Origin of the sequence: Sphingomonas sp. HMP6 (assembly GCF_013374095.1) — a bacterium.
In the GTDB taxonomy this organism is placed as follows: Bacteria; Pseudomonadota; Alphaproteobacteria; order Sphingomonadales; family Sphingomonadaceae; genus Sphingomonas.
Genome location: NZ_AP022672.1, coordinates 3038846 through 3054522 on the forward strand (window position 1 = coordinate 3038846; position 15677 = coordinate 3054522).

16 protein-coding genes are annotated in these 15677 nt (G+C 65.6%); 7 read left to right on the plus strand and 9 right to left on the minus strand.

Annotated elements, in window-relative coordinates:
- Positions 1–2: 2 nt before the first annotated feature.
- The gene (gene galE / locus HMP06_RS14830; protein ID WP_176497765.1) at positions 3–1004 is read right to left on the minus strand and encodes a UDP-glucose 4-epimerase GalE; all 1002 of its coding nucleotides are present in this window, start codon (positions 1002–1004) and stop codon (positions 3–5) included.
- A gap of 65 nt (positions 1005–1069) precedes the next feature.
- Here galE and msrA point away from each other — a divergent pair, with 65 nt between their 5' ends.
- Positions 1070–1612 (plus strand): peptide-methionine (S)-S-oxide reductase MsrA, encoded by a 543-nt coding sequence (gene msrA / locus HMP06_RS14835; RefSeq protein WP_176497766.1) that lies wholly within the window; start codon positions 1070–1072, stop codon positions 1610–1612.
- A gap of 4 nt (positions 1613–1616) precedes the next feature.
- Here the strand turns inward: msrA and aqpZ are convergent, their stop codons facing one another.
- Together aqpZ and HMP06_RS14845 are read right to left on the minus strand one after the other, a co-directional pair.
- Positions 1617–2348: an aquaporin Z gene (gene aqpZ, locus HMP06_RS14840; protein ID WP_176497767.1), complete on the minus strand. Its 732-nt coding sequence runs from the start codon at positions 2346–2348 to the stop codon at positions 1617–1619.
- 65 nt (positions 2349–2413) lie between these two features.
- Positions 2414–3454 carry an L-threonylcarbamoyladenylate synthase gene (locus HMP06_RS14845; RefSeq protein ID WP_176497768.1) on the minus strand — a complete coding sequence of 347 codons (1041 nt, stop codon included), beginning with the start codon at positions 3452–3454 and terminating at the stop codon, positions 2414–2416.
- 48 nt (positions 3455–3502) lie between these two features.
- Between HMP06_RS14845 and HMP06_RS14850 the strand changes: the two genes are divergently transcribed.
- Positions 3503–5215, plus strand: coding sequence for an acyl-CoA dehydrogenase (locus HMP06_RS14850; RefSeq protein WP_176497769.1), 1713 nt, complete (start codon positions 3503–3505; stop codon positions 5213–5215).
- The gene (locus HMP06_RS14855; RefSeq protein ID WP_232089718.1) at positions 5212–6123 is read left to right on the plus strand and encodes an alpha/beta fold hydrolase; all 912 of its coding nucleotides are present in this window, start codon (positions 5212–5214) and stop codon (positions 6121–6123) included. Before HMP06_RS14850 ends, HMP06_RS14855 begins: the two co-directional genes overlap by 4 nt.
- A gap of 113 nt (positions 6124–6236) precedes the next feature.
- Here HMP06_RS14855 and HMP06_RS14860 read toward each other — a convergent pair whose 3' ends face one another.
- Genes HMP06_RS14860 through motA form a run of 4 tightly spaced genes read right to left on the minus strand, consistent with a single transcriptional unit; the run spans position 6237 to position 10584 of the window.
- On the minus strand, positions 6237–7370 hold the full coding sequence (locus HMP06_RS14860) for a GNAT family N-acetyltransferase (RefSeq protein ID WP_176497770.1): 1134 nt from the start codon (positions 7368–7370) through the stop codon (positions 6237–6239).
- Positions 7371–7380: 10 nt separating this feature from the next.
- Positions 7381–8715: a glycosyltransferase gene (locus HMP06_RS14865; RefSeq protein ID WP_232089719.1), complete on the minus strand. Its 1335-nt coding sequence runs from the start codon at positions 8713–8715 to the stop codon at positions 7381–7383.
- Positions 8716–8765: 50 nt separating this feature from the next.
- The gene (locus tag HMP06_RS14870; RefSeq protein ID WP_176497771.1) at positions 8766–9671 is read right to left on the minus strand and encodes a flagellar motor protein MotB; all 906 of its coding nucleotides are present in this window, start codon (positions 9669–9671) and stop codon (positions 8766–8768) included.
- A gap of 49 nt (positions 9672–9720) precedes the next feature.
- Positions 9721–10584, minus strand: a complete 864-nt coding sequence (motA, locus tag HMP06_RS14875; protein WP_176497772.1) for a flagellar motor stator protein MotA — start codon at positions 10582–10584, stop codon at positions 9721–9723.
- Positions 10585–10758: 174 nt separating this feature from the next.
- On the opposite strand from motA, the gene HMP06_RS14880 reads away from it, so the two are divergent.
- On the plus strand, positions 10759–11628 hold the full coding sequence (locus tag HMP06_RS14880) for a 3-hydroxybutyryl-CoA dehydrogenase (protein WP_176497773.1): 870 nt from the start codon (positions 10759–10761) through the stop codon (positions 11626–11628).
- Between the two features lie 15 nt (positions 11629–11643).
- On the opposite strand, the gene HMP06_RS14885 is transcribed toward HMP06_RS14880, so the two are convergent.
- Positions 11644–12003 (minus strand): hypothetical protein, encoded by a 360-nt coding sequence (locus HMP06_RS14885; protein ID WP_176497774.1) that lies wholly within the window; start codon positions 12001–12003, stop codon positions 11644–11646.
- 71 nt (positions 12004–12074) lie between these two features.
- The gene (locus HMP06_RS14890; protein WP_176497775.1) at positions 12075–12704 is read right to left on the minus strand and encodes a flavin reductase family protein; all 630 of its coding nucleotides are present in this window, start codon (positions 12702–12704) and stop codon (positions 12075–12077) included.
- Between the two features lie 106 nt (positions 12705–12810).
- On the opposite strand from HMP06_RS14890, the gene HMP06_RS14895 reads away from it, so the two are divergent.
- From HMP06_RS14895 to HMP06_RS14905, 3 genes are all read left to right on the plus strand, one after another.
- Positions 12811–13593, plus strand: coding sequence for a cytochrome b/b6 domain-containing protein (locus HMP06_RS14895; RefSeq protein ID WP_176497776.1), 783 nt, complete (start codon positions 12811–12813; stop codon positions 13591–13593).
- On the plus strand, positions 13590–14351 hold the full coding sequence (locus HMP06_RS14900) for a molybdopterin-dependent oxidoreductase (RefSeq protein ID WP_176497777.1): 762 nt from the start codon (positions 13590–13592) through the stop codon (positions 14349–14351). The genes HMP06_RS14895 and HMP06_RS14900 overlap by 4 nt, the downstream gene beginning before the upstream one ends.
- A gap of 73 nt (positions 14352–14424) precedes the next feature.
- The gene (locus HMP06_RS14905; protein WP_176497778.1) at positions 14425–15657 is read left to right on the plus strand and encodes an SAM-dependent methyltransferase; all 1233 of its coding nucleotides are present in this window, start codon (positions 14425–14427) and stop codon (positions 15655–15657) included.
- Positions 15658–15677 lie beyond the last annotated feature (20 nt).

The window sequence follows — 15677 nt, forward strand, 5'->3', positions numbered from 1 at the left end:
GATCATCCCTGGGAGCGCTCGCCAAGCGCGCGCTCCCATGCCAACGCATCGCGCACGATCGTGTCGAGATCAGCGCGTTTCGGCGTCCAGTCGAGCGTGGCGAGGATCGCTGTATTATCCGCGATCAACTCCCCCGCGTCGCCGGCGCGGCGGCCTTCGATCACGCGATTGAGCTTCAGGTTGGTCACGCGGTCGACGGCGTCGAGCACCTCGAGCACCGAAAAACCCTTGCCATAGCCGGCGTTGAGCGTGTGGCTCCGCGTCGGTTCGGCGACCAGCACCGCGAGTGCGGCGACATGCGCCGCCGCCAGATCGCTGACATGGATGTAATCGCGTACCCCAGTGCCATCGGGCGTGGCATAATCGGTGCCATAGACGCCAACGCTCGCGCGCTTGCCCAGTGCCGCCTCGACCGCGATCTTGATCAGGTGCGTGGCCCCCACCGTCGATTGCCCGCTGCGCTGCTGCGGGTCGGCCCCTGCCACGTTGAAATAGCGCAAGGCTGCGTAATTGATCGGGTGCGCCGCCGCGACATCGCGCAGCATCGCCTCGGTCATCAGCTTCGACGTGCCGTAAGGGTTGATCGGCACGGTCGGATCGCCCTCCGCCACCGGTACCTTCACGGGCGTGCCATAGGTCGCCGCTGTCGAGGAGAAGATGAAGTGGCGCACGCTGCACACCACCGCGCTCTCCAGCAACGCCCGGCTCGCAACGGTATTGTTGCGATAATATTTAAGCGGATCGCTTACCGATTCGGGCACGATGATCGATCCGGCGAAGTGCATGACCGCCTTTACACCCTGCTCGCGCATCGTCGCGCGCACCAGCGCATCGTCCTCGATCTCGCCGCGCACCAAGGTCGCACGCGGGTCGACCAGCCAGTCGAACCCGGTCGACAGATTGTCATACACCACCACCCGGTGCCCCGCATCGAGCAGCGCCAACACCGCATGGCTGCCGATATAGCCCGCCCCGCCCGTTACCAGTACCGATCCGTCCAGCATGCGTATCCGCCCTTTTTGTCTTGGGTTCCCGTCCCTATCTTGAAGCCCTAAACAAGGAGCGAATGATGGCAAGCGAAGTCGCGACCCTCGCGGGCGGATGTTTCTGGTGCACCGAGGCGGTGTTTAAGGATGTGATCGGCGTGGACGCGGTCGAGAGCGGCTATCTTGGCGGCTCGGTTCCCAATCCGACCTATAAACAAGTGTGCAGCGGCTCGACCGGCCACGCCGAGGCAATCCGCGTGACCTTCGATGCCGATCAGGTGTCGTATGGCGACATCCTCGACATGTTCTTCGCGACGCACGATCCGACGACGCTCAACCGGCAGGGCAATGACGTCGGCACGCAATATCGCTCGGCGATCTTCCCGCACGACGATGCGCAGCGCGAGGAAGCGATTGCCGCAATGGCGCGCGCCGCCGCCGATTGGCCCGCGCCGATCGTGACGACGATCGAGCCGCTGTCGACCTGGTATCCGGCGGAGGAGTATCACCAGGAATATTGGGCTGGCGAAGGCCAGCGCAATCCCTATTGCATCGCGGTGATCCCGCCCAAGCTCGCGAAGCTGCGCAAGAGCTTTGCAGCGCGGTCAAAGGCGGTGGCGGCGTAAGCGGCTAAAGCGCCTCGCCGGAAATCGGCGGGCGCTTGGGGTCTTCGGCCCCCAGCGCGCGGTAGCCGAGCCCGCCGAGGATGCCGCCGACAATCGGTGCGACCCAGAACAGCCAGAGCTGTTGTAGCGCCAGCCCGCCGATGATCAGCGCGGGTCCGGTGCTGCGGGCTGGATTGACCGACGTGTTGGTCACCGGGATGCTGATCAAGTGGATCAGGGTGAGCGCCAGGCCAATCGCGATCGGTGCGAATCCGGCGGGCGCGCGCGTGTCGGTCGATCCCATGATGACGAGCAGGAAGATAAAGGTCAGCACGACTTCGATCGCCGCGCCGGCCGCCATCGAATACTGGCCGGGCGATTGCGCAGCGAAGCCGTTGACCGCGAGACTGGTTGGCCCGAGCGCGAAGCCGGGCGCGCCGCTCGCGATCAGGTAGAGCAGATAGGCCGCGATCGTCGCACCGATGACTTGCGCGGCGAGATAGAGCGGGATGTCCTTCGCCGGGAACCGCCCGCCCGCCCACAGGCCCAGCGTCACAGCTGGGTTAAGGTGACATCCCGAAATGTGCCCGATCGAATAGGCCATCGTCAGCACGGTCAGCCCGAAAGCAAGCGACACGCCGACGAAACCGATGCCCACGACCGGAAACCCCGCCGCCAGGACGGCACTGCCGCAGCCACCGAAGACGAGCCAGAACGTGCCGATCAGCTCCGCCAGCCCGCGTTGCGTATTGCTCATGTGCCGATGCTCCCCCCAGAAACGCCTGGGGACAGACTAGCGATTGGAACGGGTGCGTAAAGAAATTATCGTATGGGGTGCGCGGCGCGGCGCAGGCGATCGTTGATCGCGGTGCCGATGCCGTCCGCCGGGATCGGGGCGATGGCGATGCTGGCGCGGTTGCTGGCATCGGCACGGTGGAGCGCGTCGAACAGATTCGCGGCGGCTTCGATCGGGTCGGCGGTGGCAGAAAGGGTTTCGTCTCCCGAAATGGCGCCGAAGCCGATCAGATATTCGCCGTCTGCTGCGCCGGTCGCGTTCAGCCGGAGCGGCTTCGACGGCGCATAATGGCTGGCGAGCTGGCCGGGGGCGGTGATACGGGGTTCGTCCCCCGCCTTCCACCCTGGCGAACGCCGGGGCCCAGGTGCGGGACGGTCGCTGTCGCGCGTTTCGCTATCCTCTGAGCCGTTCGCGACTGGGCCCCGGCTTTCGCCGGGGTGGAAATGGAGTGTGAGCTGCGCCGCCGTAACCGGCCCCGGCCGCAGCACCTCCCGCCCCTGCACGATCGTCGATTCCAGCCCCGCCTCGGTCGCGCCATCGTCGATCACCAGCGCGATTCGCCCGCCGAGGCTCGCCACGACATGGTTCGCGCGGGTCGGACTGATGCCGCCGCTGGCATTGGCCGAGGGTGCGGCGAGGGGGGCGCCCGAAGCCTCCAGCAACGCCCGCATCGCGCGGTGCGCCGGCACGCGGATCGCGATGGTATCGAGGCCCGCCGTCACCAGCGCCGCGATCCCCGCATCGGGCCGCAGCGGCAGCACCAAGGTCAGCGGTCCGGGCCAGAACGCCGCGGCCAGCGCGCGCGCGTCCTCATCGAACACCGCAATCCGCTCGGCCGCCGCCAGATCGAGCACATGCACGATCAGCGGATTGAAGCTTGGCCGACCCTTCGCCGCGTAAATCCGCGCCACCGCCGCCGACTCGGCGGCGTCCGCCGCCAGCCCGTAGACCGTCTCGGTCGGCACCGCGACCGGCTGGCCCGCCGCAATCAGCGCCACGGCTTCGGCGATCGCGGCCTCGCCGTAGGGTAAGGTGCGGGTCACGAAAGGCGGGTTTGGCGCGGTCATCGTGCGCGGCTATAGCGGGGCGAGGCCTGTTGCATAAGAGGATGTCCCATGTTTACCCCCGCCATCGCCGACCAGCGTTTTGTGCTCGATCATGTCGCGCGCATCGCCGATCTCGCCGCAACCGAACGCTTCGCCGCCGCCAGCGACGATGTCGTTGACGCGGTGCTGGAGGGCGTAGGGCAACTGGCCGCGGGCGAATGGGCGCCGCTGCTGCGCGCTGGCGACACCGTTGGCGCGAAATGGACGCCCGAAGGCGTGGTGATGCCCGACGGTTTCGTGAAGGCATATCACGATTATGTCGAGGGCGGCTGGGGAACGATCGGCGTGCCCGAGGAATTCGGCGGGCAGGGCCTGCCGTTCGTGATCCAGACCGCAGTGCTCGATACGCTCGGCACCGCGAACATGGGCTTTGCGCTGGCCCCGACGCTGACGGTCGGCGCGATCGAGGCGCTGGCGCATCACGGCTCGCCCGAACAGCAGGCGCTCTACTTGCCGCACCTGGCGACCGGCGCATGGACCGGCACGATGAATTTGACCGAGCCGCAGGCCGGGTCCGATGTCGGTGCACTCCGCACTACCGCCACCCCGCGCGGCGACGGCACGTTCCTGATCAAGGGCACCAAGATCTACATTTCGTTCGGCGATCACGACATGGCGCCCAATATCGTCCACCTCGTGCTCGCGCGCACCCCGGGCGCGCCGGCCGGGACCAAGGGCATTTCGCTGTTTCTGGTGCCGAAATACCGGCTGAACGCCGACGGCACGCCGGGCGATTTCAACGATGTCCGCGTCGTCTCGATCGAGCATAAGATGGGCCTGCATGCCTCGCCCACGTGCGTGCTGAGCTTCGGCGATAACGATGATTGCATTGGCGAGCTGATCGGGGCCGAATTCGGCGGCATTCGCGCGATGTTCACGATGATGAACAATGCGCGCCTCAATGTCGGCTTGCAGGGCGTGCAGGTGGCCGAGGCGGCGACGCAGGCGGCGGTCGGCTATGCGCTCGATCGCGTCCAGTCGCCGCGCGCCGGATCGGGCAGCGCCGAGTCGGTCAAGATCGTCGAGCACCCTGACGTGCGCCGCATGTTGCTGCGCATGAAGGCGCAGACGATGGCGGCGCGCGCGCTCGTGTATTATGCCGCGAGCCAAGTCGACCGGGCGACTTTGAAAGAAATTGGCGGACAGGAGCGGCTCGACATCCTCACCCCGCTCGCCAAGGCGCATGGCACCGACATCGGCAACGAAGTCGCCAGCCTCGGCATTCAGATTCATGGCGGCATGGGCTATATCGAGGAGACCGGCGCGGCGCAGTTCTTCCGCGATGCCCGCATCACCCCGATTTATGAAGGCACCAACGGCATTCAGGCGGCCGATCTGGTCGGGCGCAAGCTCGGCATGGACAATGGCGGCGTGTTCGCGCGGCTGATCGCCGACATGCGCGCCGAAGCGCAGGACGCGGGCCTTGTTGACCTGATCGACGCGTGCGACGAGATCGGGCGCGGCATGGCGGGGATGGATGCCGACGACAAGCTCGCGGCAAGCTATCCGTTCCTGACGATGCTCTCGGTCGCGACGTGCGGCTGGCTGATGGAGCGGTCGGGGCGTCTCGCCACCGGCGACGACGCCTTCGCGCAAATGAAGCGTGCGGCGTGCGCCTTCTACGTCGCGCAGATCGTGCCCGAGTCGCTCGGCCTGCGCGCGGCGGCGACGGCGAACGCCACGGTGCTGTATTCGGTCCCGGCCGAGGCGTTCGCGGCTTGAGCGACTGGTCGTGGACCCCGCCCGCCGAGAGCGGGATCAGCGTGCGGATGCAGGCGGCGGGCGAGGTCAGCCTCGAACTCGCCGAACTGCCCGCCGCCGATGGCTCGACCGACCGGCTGGCCTTGTGCGTCCACGGCTTTCCCGAATTGAATTTCAGTTGGCGCTACCAGATGCCGCTGCTCAGCGCCGCGGGCTGGCGGGTGTGGGCGCCCAATCTGCGCGGTTACGGCGCGAGCGATCGGCCGCAGGGAGTCGCGGCCTATCATCTCGATCGGCTGATCGGCGATCTGGTCGGCTTGATCGATGCCAGCGGGGCAAAAGAAGTCCTGCTGATCGCGCATGATTGGGGCGCGATCATTTCCTGGCAGTTCGCGATTCGGCGCGCGCGGCCCTTGGTCGGGCTGGTCATCATGAACGTGCCGCACCCGCACGTCTTCGCGCGCGAACTGAAGACGTGGGCGCAGTTGAAGCGGAGCTGGTACGTCTATTTCTTCCAACTCCCCGGCCTGCCGGAGCGCGTCTTCGGGCGCGATCATGCTGCCGGGGTGGCGCGTGCGATCTGCAACATGGCGGTGGACAAGAGCGCGTTCCCGCGCGCCGTGCTCGATGTCTATCGCAAGGCGGCGGCGCGACCCGGCGCGCTCACCGCTATGATCAATTACTACCGCTCGATGGTGCGCTCGGGCAGCAACAAGCCGACCGGCGACGGCCGGATCGAGACGCCGACGCTGATGATCTGGGGCGAGGAAGACACCGCGCTCGGCATCGGCTGTTCGCAGGGGACCGAGGCCTATTGCCCGGATTTCGAAATCCACCGCCTGCCCGGCGTCTCGCACTGGGTGCAGCAGGAAGCGCCGGATCGGGTGAACGCGATTTTGGCAGGGTGGATCGAGCGGTTTCGGCGGTAGGAGGCCAGCCCTTCCGTTCGCCCTGAGCTTGTCGAAGGGCACGTCACCTCGCGAGCGCGGGGTGTGCGGAGAGCAGGGCTTCGACAAGCTCAGCCCGAACGGGAGGGATGGCTTTACGCCTTCTTGAACGGCGTCATCGCCCCCAGAAACTCCTGATCCATCTCGACCGATGTCCGCTCGCGCGCCAGGAAATCGCCGATCGCGCGGCGGAAACCTGCATCGGGAATGTAATGCGCCGACCAGGTCGGCACCGGCACATAACCGCGCGCGAGCTTGTGCTCGCCCTGCGCCCCCGCCTCGACCGTCTTCAGTCCCAGCCCGATCGCCGCGTCGATCGCCTGATAATAGCACAATTCGAAATGGAGGAACGGCACCTCTTCGGTACAGCCCCAATAGCGACCGTACAGCGTATCCTCACCGATCAGATTGAGCGCCCCCGCGATCGGTCGCCCGTTGCGCTCTGCAAGGATGAGCAGGACGCGATCGGGCATCGTCTCACTCAGCAACGAGAAGAATGCGCGCGTCAGATACGGCTGGCCCCATTTGCGCGCGCCGGTGTCCTGATAGAAGACCCAGAATGAGTCCCATTCGGCCTCGGTAATGTCCGCGCCTGCAATGTGGCGGATCGTCAGGCCCTCGACCGCGCCCGCCCGCTCCTTGCGGATCGCCTTGCGCTTGCGACTGGCGAGCTCGCCCAGAAAATCGTCGAACGTCGCATAGCCCTGATTCTGCCAGTGGAATTGCGTGCCCTGGCGGATCAGCCAGCCCGCTGCCTCGAACGCGGGCAATTGTTCGGGACAGACGAAGGTCGCATGTGCCGAGGACAAGCCGTGCTGGTCGGTCACCGCCTCGATCGCGGCGATCAAAGCGGGGGCGTGCGCCGGATCGCGCAACAGCAAACGGGGACCCGGGGCAGGGGTGAAGGGCACCGCGACCTGCAATTTGGGGTAATAGCGCCCACCCGCGCGCTCCCACGCATCGGCCCAGGCATGGTCGAAGACATATTCGCCCTGGCTGTGGCTCTTGGCATAAGCGGGGGCGATTCCGGCGGGCTTTCCGTCGGGACCATCGACGATGATTGGGATCGGCTGCCAGCCGGTGCGCGCCCGCGCACTGCCGGATTGTTCGAGGATCGACAGGAAGGCGTGGGAGACGAACGGATTGGCACTGCCGGCGCAGGCGTCCCAGTCCGCCGCCGGGATTGCGGAGACGCCGTCGGCGATGCGGGCGGTGACGGCGTCTTTCACAACGTCATAGCTAGGGTGTCGGCGCGGCTTTCTCAACCGGCGCGAACGACCAGCACAGCGCCAGCAGCAAAAACGGCGTGACGAACTCGCGGTGCCGCTCGCCGAATTCGAACCAGATGCCGAACAGCAGCAATTGCAGGCCACTGGCCGCGATCAGCAGCACGAGCGTCGCGGGCACGCGCCCGAGCCGCAGCGCCGCCCCGCCGAGCAGCAGCAGATGCGATCCGTGCGCCAGCGGCCACAGCGCGGCAGCGAGCATCCGCGGGAAGGGCGGCCCCATCGCGACCAGCCGATTCACGCCGAATTCGGAAATGCCGCACGCGCGGACGAATTTTGTGGCGGACAGACGCACGAAGTCGGCCGGATGCGAGGTCATCCACGCGACCGCGATGGTCTGAATGCGGCGGCCATAGGCCAGTTCGGGGATGCCCTTCAGCGCGGGCGGCGGGGGTTCCCAATTGCCCGTGGCCTCGGGATTGTTGCCGATCCACAGGCTCGCGCCGCTGGCGGTGGTCAGCGGCACGAAGGCGTGAAACAGCAGCCAGTTGCGAATCCACCACGGCAGCATGACGAAAGCCGCGATGACGGCACCGCGCAGCCCCGTCGCCAGCACCGGCCACAGCCCGATCTGCCGGACCATTACCAGCCCGAACAGCGCGGCAAGCGGTGCTTCGCCCGGTTGGGTCAGCGCCAGCAGCCCGGCCAGCACGCCCAGCGCAAGCGCCCCACGCCACCCGGCCGGACGCCGCAGCCAGAACACAGCGAGCGCAAGCACCAGCACCGCGCACAGCGATTCCTTTTGCGCGAGCGGTGCCGAGAACAGCACCGACGGCCAGATCAAATACAGCCACGCCGCCCGCCGCCCGGCCCGCGCACTGCCAAGTTGCGTGCCGAGCAGCACGATCGCGCCTGCCGCCGCCATGTCCGTCAGCGTGCCGAGCGCGAGCACGGCGGGCGTAGAAAAACCGAATAGCGCACCCCATCCGGCGAGCAGCAACGGGTAGAGCGGTGGAAACAGCGCACGCCACGCGCTGCCGAAGAACGGATCGTAGATGACGAGGCCCTGCCCCGCGAGCAGTCCCTTGGCGAGGTTCAGATACGCGTTGGGGTCACCGGTCGAGGTCCGCCACACTGCGAGCAGCGCAAAGGCAACGCGCACCGCCATCAACAGCAGGGCCAGCAGCGCGAAGCTCCGGCGGCGCGGTCGATCGCGCAGCAGCGCGAAGCCGAGTGCGGCAAGCGCGATCCAGCCGATCACCGCGACCACGCTGCCCGCCGAACCACCCCAGCGCGCGGCAAGATCGGGAATGCCGGTCAGGCCATAGAGCAAAAGCGCGCCCAGCACCGCCTGGACCGCCCCCGGTATCGCCCATCCGGGAAGGCGTAGACCGGCCGTCACTGACCGAAGGCGGTCGCGCGGTAGAGCAGGGTGATCGCGACGCGGCGATTGCGCGGGTCGGTCGGGTTGTCCTTGATCATCGGTTCGCGGTCGGCGACGCCCTCGATCCGGTTGAAGCGCGTCTCGCCGATCCCGCCCGCAGCCAGCCGCCGCCTGGTCGCCTCGGCGCGTGCGCTCGACAGCATCCAATTGTTCATTGCCAGCGGATCGCCATAGCCGAGGCTGTCGGTATGGCCGCGGATCATGATCGGGTTGCTGGTGGTCTTGATCGTTTGTGCGATCAGCCCGATCAGCGACGACGCCCGACCCTCGAGCTGTGTGGTGCCGAGATCGAACATCGAATAGTCTGCATCATCGAGCAGATCGATCCGCAACCCGTCGGGCGTGCGTACGAAGCGGACATGCTTCGACAGTTTCGACAGATTGGGACTGGCGGCCATCGCCGAATCGACCGTGCGCTTCATCGCCTCAAAATTCTTGCGGTCTTCGGCGGACAAGGCGGCCTTGTCCTTGAGCGTGCCCTTCTGCCCGGTGCCGACCTGGTCGCCACCGGTCGCTTCGACCGGGACCGTCATCGATCGCGTGCCGGTCTGGCTCGCGCGGTGCGCGTAATTGTCCTTGTCGGTGATCGACGAGCCGCCGAAAATGCCGTTTGAACCCGCGCTGTTCTGCTTGAACTCGATCAGTGTTGGCGAGAAATAATCGGCGAGCGCCTTGCGCTGCTTTTCATTGGTCGCGCCGAGCAGCCACATCAGCAGGAAGAACGCCATCATCGCGGTGACGAAATCGGCATAGGCGACCTTCCATGCGCCGCCATGATGGCCGCCATGCCCCTCGATGTAGATCTTCTTGTAAATGATTTTGGGCGGCACATTGGTGCCGTGCGGCGCGCGGGCGGCCATTATGCGGCGCCTCGCGGCATGCCGCTCATCGGCGTGAGCCGATCAAACATCACCGCCCCCGCAGCCCGTCGAACACTTCGGCAAAGCCCGGCTGGTTCGAATGCGCGATCCCCGAGCGCGCCGCTTCGATCACCAGCGGCTGCGGGTGGCCGTGGAGCGAGGCGATGATGATCTGCTTGACCACATGATAGATTGCGGCATCGGCCTCGATCACTTGCTTCAGCCGATTGGCGAGTGGCGCGACGATGCCGTACGCCAGCAACACGCCCATGAAGGTGCCGACCAGCGCCGACCCGATCATCGCGCCGAGAATCGCGGGCGGCTTGTCGATCGATCCCATCGTCTTCACCACGCCGAGCACGGCGGCGACGATGCCGAGCGCGGGCAGCGCATCGGCGAGCGATGAGATCGTGCCGTGCGGCCCTTCCACCTCGTGATGGTGCGTCTTGATCATGTTATCCATCACGTCCTCGACCGCATGGACGTCGAGCGTGCCCGACGACACGACGACGAGACGCAGCGTATCGGCGATCAAATTGGTCAGCGTGTGGTCCGACAGTAGGCGCGGATATTCGGCAAAGACCGCCGATGAGCTCGGATCCTCGACATGCGGCTCAAGCGCGATCGGCCCCTCGGTGCGCAGCATCTTCATCAGCTTGCTGACCAAGAAGATGACGTCGAGATAATCCTGTTTCTTATATTGCGGCCCCTTGAAGACCTTCATCACGCCGCCGCCGAGCGCCTTCAGCTCCTTCATCGAATTGCCGATGATCAGCGCGCCGACCGCGGCGCCGCCGATGATCAGCATTTCGTGCGGGATCGCCTCCATCACGGGGCCAAGCGCGCCACCAGTGATCGCAAAACCACCGAAGATCATCACCAGCAGGACGACAAGGCCTATAATGGGAAACATGGTCTGCGTTCTGCCCCTGCGCTGCGCGCGTCCGGTAGGACGCGATGCTCCGGGCTTACCCGCGATTTGGTATTCAATCGGTTAACCACGGACCGCCGTAAATGCAGGGCGGGGATGACACGGCCCGGGTGAAATGCGAGGGAGCGCGGAGCTTTCACCAAGGGAAACGGCAGCATGAAGAGCATCGGCGTGATCGGCGCAGGCCAGATGGGGGCGGGAATCGCCCAGGTTTCGGCGCAGGCCGGCTATCATGTGCTGCTGTCCGACGTCTCGCGCGAGCGCGCGGAGGCAGGCAAGGCCGGGATCGCCAAGCAGCTCGACCGCGCGGTGACCAAGGAAAAGATCACTCCGCAAGCGCGCGACGCCGCGCTCGCGCTGATCGAGCCGGTCGAGAGCGTTGCCGACATGGCCCCTGCGTTTCTCGTCATCGAGGCCGCGACCGAGCGCGAAGCCGTCAAGCGCGCGATCTTCGGCGAAGTCGGCAAGGTGCTGTCCGAGACCGCGATCCTCGCCAGCAACACCTCCTCGATCCCGATCACGCGGTTGGCGCAGGCTGCCCCCGATCCGGCGCGCTTCATGGGCGTGCATTTCTTCAATCCGGTGCCGGTGATGGGCCTAGTCGAGCTGATTCGCGGCCTCGCCACCAGCGATGCGACGGTCGATGCGGTCGATGCCTATGTCGGCACGCTCGGCAAGCAAGTCGTGCGCGCCAACGATGCGCCGGGCTTTATCGTCAACCGCGTGCTGATGCCGATGCTCAACGAAGCGTGCTTTGCGCTGGGCGAGGGCGTGGCGAGCGTGCGCGATATCGATCTCGGCTGCCAGCTTGGCCTCAACCACCCGATGGGCCCGCTGACGCTTGCCGATTTCATCGGGCTCGACACCTGTCTGGAAATCACCCGCGTGCTGTTCGAGGGGACGGGCGACCCCAAGTTCCGCCCGGCGCCAGTGCTGGTGAAGTACGTCGAAGCGGGCTGGTACGGCCGCAAGACCGGGCGCGGCTTTTACGATTATTCGGGGCCGGAGCCGGTGCCGACGCGGTGACGCGCCGCGCCGGGTCTACCGGAACCGCAGCAGATTATCGAACCCCGCATTGGCCTTGGTCATTTTCGCCAATTGGCGGAGGTACGCGCGGACATGCCGCTCGAACCGCACATCGTCATTGATCCCGGCCACGCGATAGTCCTCCTGGCCGATCAATGCCTTGATGCGTTTGGCCAGCGCATCCTGCGCTTCGGTCGAATCATCGGCGTGTAGCGTACGACAGACCCATTCCTCGGCGGCGGCCTTGTCGTAATCGTCGCGTGATGCGTAGCCGGCCCGGTCGGCGGCCGCTTGATCCAGCTTTGCCGCAGCCAGTCGGCGTTCAAGCCATTTGCGGACTTGCGCTCCAGCCCAAACGGTCGACGGGTCGCTCATTGCTCGCTCCTTGGTGGCCGCGTCTGGCAGCGCCGCGCTCGGCCGCGTTCTTTCGGGAAATGCGCCGATCCCTAGGCCGGTCGGCGCATCTGGAACAAGGCGTCGTCGCGCACCTCGAAATAATCCGCCGCGCCGCCGCCGCGCAGGATCGGGTGGGCGGCGGCGGTGCGATAGCTGCCCTCCGCGATCAGATCGGGCGCGATGTGGATGCCGATCACTTCGCCCAGGATCAGCCAGGTCGTCAGTTCGGTTCCGGCGAGGTCGGTCAGGCGTAGCGTCTGGGTGTGGCGGCATTCGAACGCGACCGGACTGGCCGCGACGCGCGGTGCCGCGACAAGGCGCGAGGGGGCCGCTTCAAGCCCCCCGAGGGTGAATTCATCGACGTCCGGCGCGACCGTCGCCGAGCTTGCGTTCATCGCCTCGCCCAACGCGCGCGTGGCGAGGTTCCACACGAATTCGCCCGTTTCGGTGATGTTGGCGGCGCTGTCCTTCCACCCGGTCGATGCGAAGCCGATGATCGGCGGGCGGTAATTGAACAGGTTGAAGAAGCTGTAGGGTGCGAGATTGCGCACGCCCGTCGCCGACAGCGTGCTGATCCAGCCGATCGGCCGCGGCGCGATGATCGCGTTGAGCGGATCATGCGCCAGGCCGGGGACGGTCTTGTGGCCATCGCGTGGCTCGTAGAAATGGTGCTGTCGCATCCCGTAACGGTCTCCGGCGGTGGATTGGCGGTGTCGGACAGGGGCGATTGGCGTACACCCCGGAACCAGCGTAACCAAAGTCGATCCTGGACGAATAGGGACCTGCATGACCGAAGCAAGCCTCGCTCCATCGCCCGAACCCGCCGCACCGGCGGTGGTTCCGCCGCCCGGCACCGCGCTGTATCGCCACCGGCTGACCACGCGCCTCTGGCATTGGGTCAATGTCGTGACGATCTTCATCATGATCGGCAGCGGGCTGACGATCCTCAACGCGCATCCGCATCTCTATTGGGGAGACTTCGGTGCCAATCCGGATCACCCATGGTTCAACCCGCCGCGCGCGCCGTCGTATCTCACGATCCCGGCGGGCTATAACCTCGCGCTCGCGCGGCGCTGGCATCTCACCTTCGCCTTGGTGTTCGCGTTCGGGCTGCTGTTCTTCATGGTGTCGAGCCTGCTCAACAAGCATTTCCAGAAGGATTTGCGCATCCGGCTGAAGGAAATGGCCCCGGCGCATCTGTGGTTCGATGCCAAGGAACATGCAGCACTCCGTTTTCACGATCCGAAGAATCCCAACGCGCGCAACATCTTCCAGAAGCTCGCCTATGTAACCGCGATCTTCGTGCTGATCCCGGCGATGATCGTCTCGGGCCTTGCGCTGTCGCCGACGATGGCGGCGGCGTGGCCATGGGTACTCGATATCGTCGGCGGGCGCGCCTCGGCGCGATCGGTGCATTTCCTTGCCGCATCGGGGCTGGTGGTCTTCATTATCGTCCATGTCGCGCTGGTCATTCTGGCGGGGGCGTTCGGTGAGGTGAAATCGATGATCACCGGCTGGTGGACTGTGCCGGACGATCACGGCGCGAAGACGCAGGAGCATGGAGCATGAGCGGCATCATCACGCGGCGGGCGTTGCTCACCACTGGTGCGCTCGGCGCGGGCGCGTTGCTTTCGGGGTGCGAGAAATTCGTGGCCAATCCGCTGGGGCGCAAGCTCGTCTTTTCCGGCGAGACGCTCAATTACCGGCTCGCGCGCGCGCTCACCAACCGCGATTCGCTGGCGAAGGAATATCGCCCCGACCAAATGTCGCCGATCTTCCGCGTCAACGGCACCGCCAATCCCAATACGCCGACCTATAACGCGATGGTCGCGGAAAAATTCGCCAATTGGCGGCTGAAGGTCGGCGGACTGGTCAACCGACCGCTCGACATCTCACATCAGCAATTGCTGGCGATGCCCGCGCGCACGCAAATCACGCGGCACGATTGCGTCGAGGGCTGGAGCGCGATCGGCAAATGGCACGGGCCGATGCTCGGCACGATCCTGCACGCGGCGGGGGTGCGCAGCACCGCGCGCTACATCGTGTTCACCTGCGCCGACCTCTATTCGGGCCATAACTATTACGAATCGATCGATCTGGTCGACGCGTTCCACCCCCAGACGATCCTCGCCTGGGCAATGAACGATGCCATCCTCAGCGTGGCGCACGGCGCACCCATCCGGCTGCGGGTCGAACGGCAACTTGGCTATAAAAATGCCAAATATGTGATGCAGATCGATGCGGTCGACTCGCTTGCCGGGATCGGCAAGGGCAAGGGCGGCTATTGGGAAGATGCGATCGATTACGATTGGTATGCGGGCATCTGATTTCCGTCGTGCAGTGCTGCCCAAAGCGATCGACCCCATTGCCGCGCTCGGACCGCGACTTTAGGAACGGGCCATGGCTCTGATCGATCTTTTCCTCGCCCGCCGCGTTACGCATGGCACGCTCACCGTTCACCATGCCGATGGCAAGACACTGAATTTCGGTACGCCGACGCCGGGCTATCCCGACGTTGCGATCCGCTTCACCGATGCGGGTGCGGCCGCGGCGATCGTCCGCGATCCGGGTCTCGGCGCGGGTGAGGCGTATATGAACGGTCGGCTGGTGGTCGAGCAGGGCGATGTCCGCGATCTTGTCCGGTTGCTGACGATGAACGATCCGTGGGAAGCGGGCAATAATGGCCTCGCCGCAGCGCCCTCGCGCCGCGCGGTGCAAGCGGTCACGCACCGCATCGGGCGGATCAATATGGCGCGCCGCTCGAAGCGCAACGTCGCGCACCATTACGATCTGTCGGACCGGCTCTATGATTTGTTCCTCGATGCTGACCGGCAATATAGCTGCGCCTATTATACCGACCCCGCCCACACGCTGGAGCGCGCGCAGGACGACAAGAAAGCGCATATCGCGGCCAAACTGGCGCTGAAGCCCGGCATGACCGTGCTCGACATCGGCTGCGGCTGGGGCGGGATGGCGCTGTACCTGCATCAGCATACCGGTGCCGAAGTGCTCGGCGTCACGCTGTCGGAGGAGCAATTGAAGGTCGCGCGCGAACGCGCGGCGGCAGCAGGTGTCGCTGACAAGGTGAAGTTCGAACTGATCGATTACCGCCACGTGACCGGCACGTTCGACCGGATCGTCTCGGTCGGCATGTTCGAACATGTCGGGCCGGCGCATTACACGACGTTCTTCCGGCAATGCCGCGACTTGCTGAGCGATGACGGCGTGATGCTGCTCCACACGATCGGTCGCGCGGGCGGGCCGGGGGTGACCGACAAATGGACTACCAAGTGGATTTTCCCGGGCGGGTACAATCCGGCGCTGTCGGAGATCATCTCGGCCAATGAAAGCCTGCGCTTCATGGTCACCGATGTCGAAGTGCTGCGGCTGCATTACGGTTATACACTCGATGCGTGGTACGACCGTGTGGTCGCCGCGCGCGAGCAGATCATCGCTTTGTACGACGAGAATTTCTACCGCATGTGGCAATTCTATCTGGCGGGTGCCGGCGCCGCGTTCCAGTTCGGCGGGATGGTGAATTATCAGGTTCAGTTCGCCAAGAGCCGCCACACCCTGCCGATCACGCGCGACTATATAATGGAGATGGAGCAGAAATACCGCGCACAACGCTGAGCCGGTCTTCGCCTCGGGAG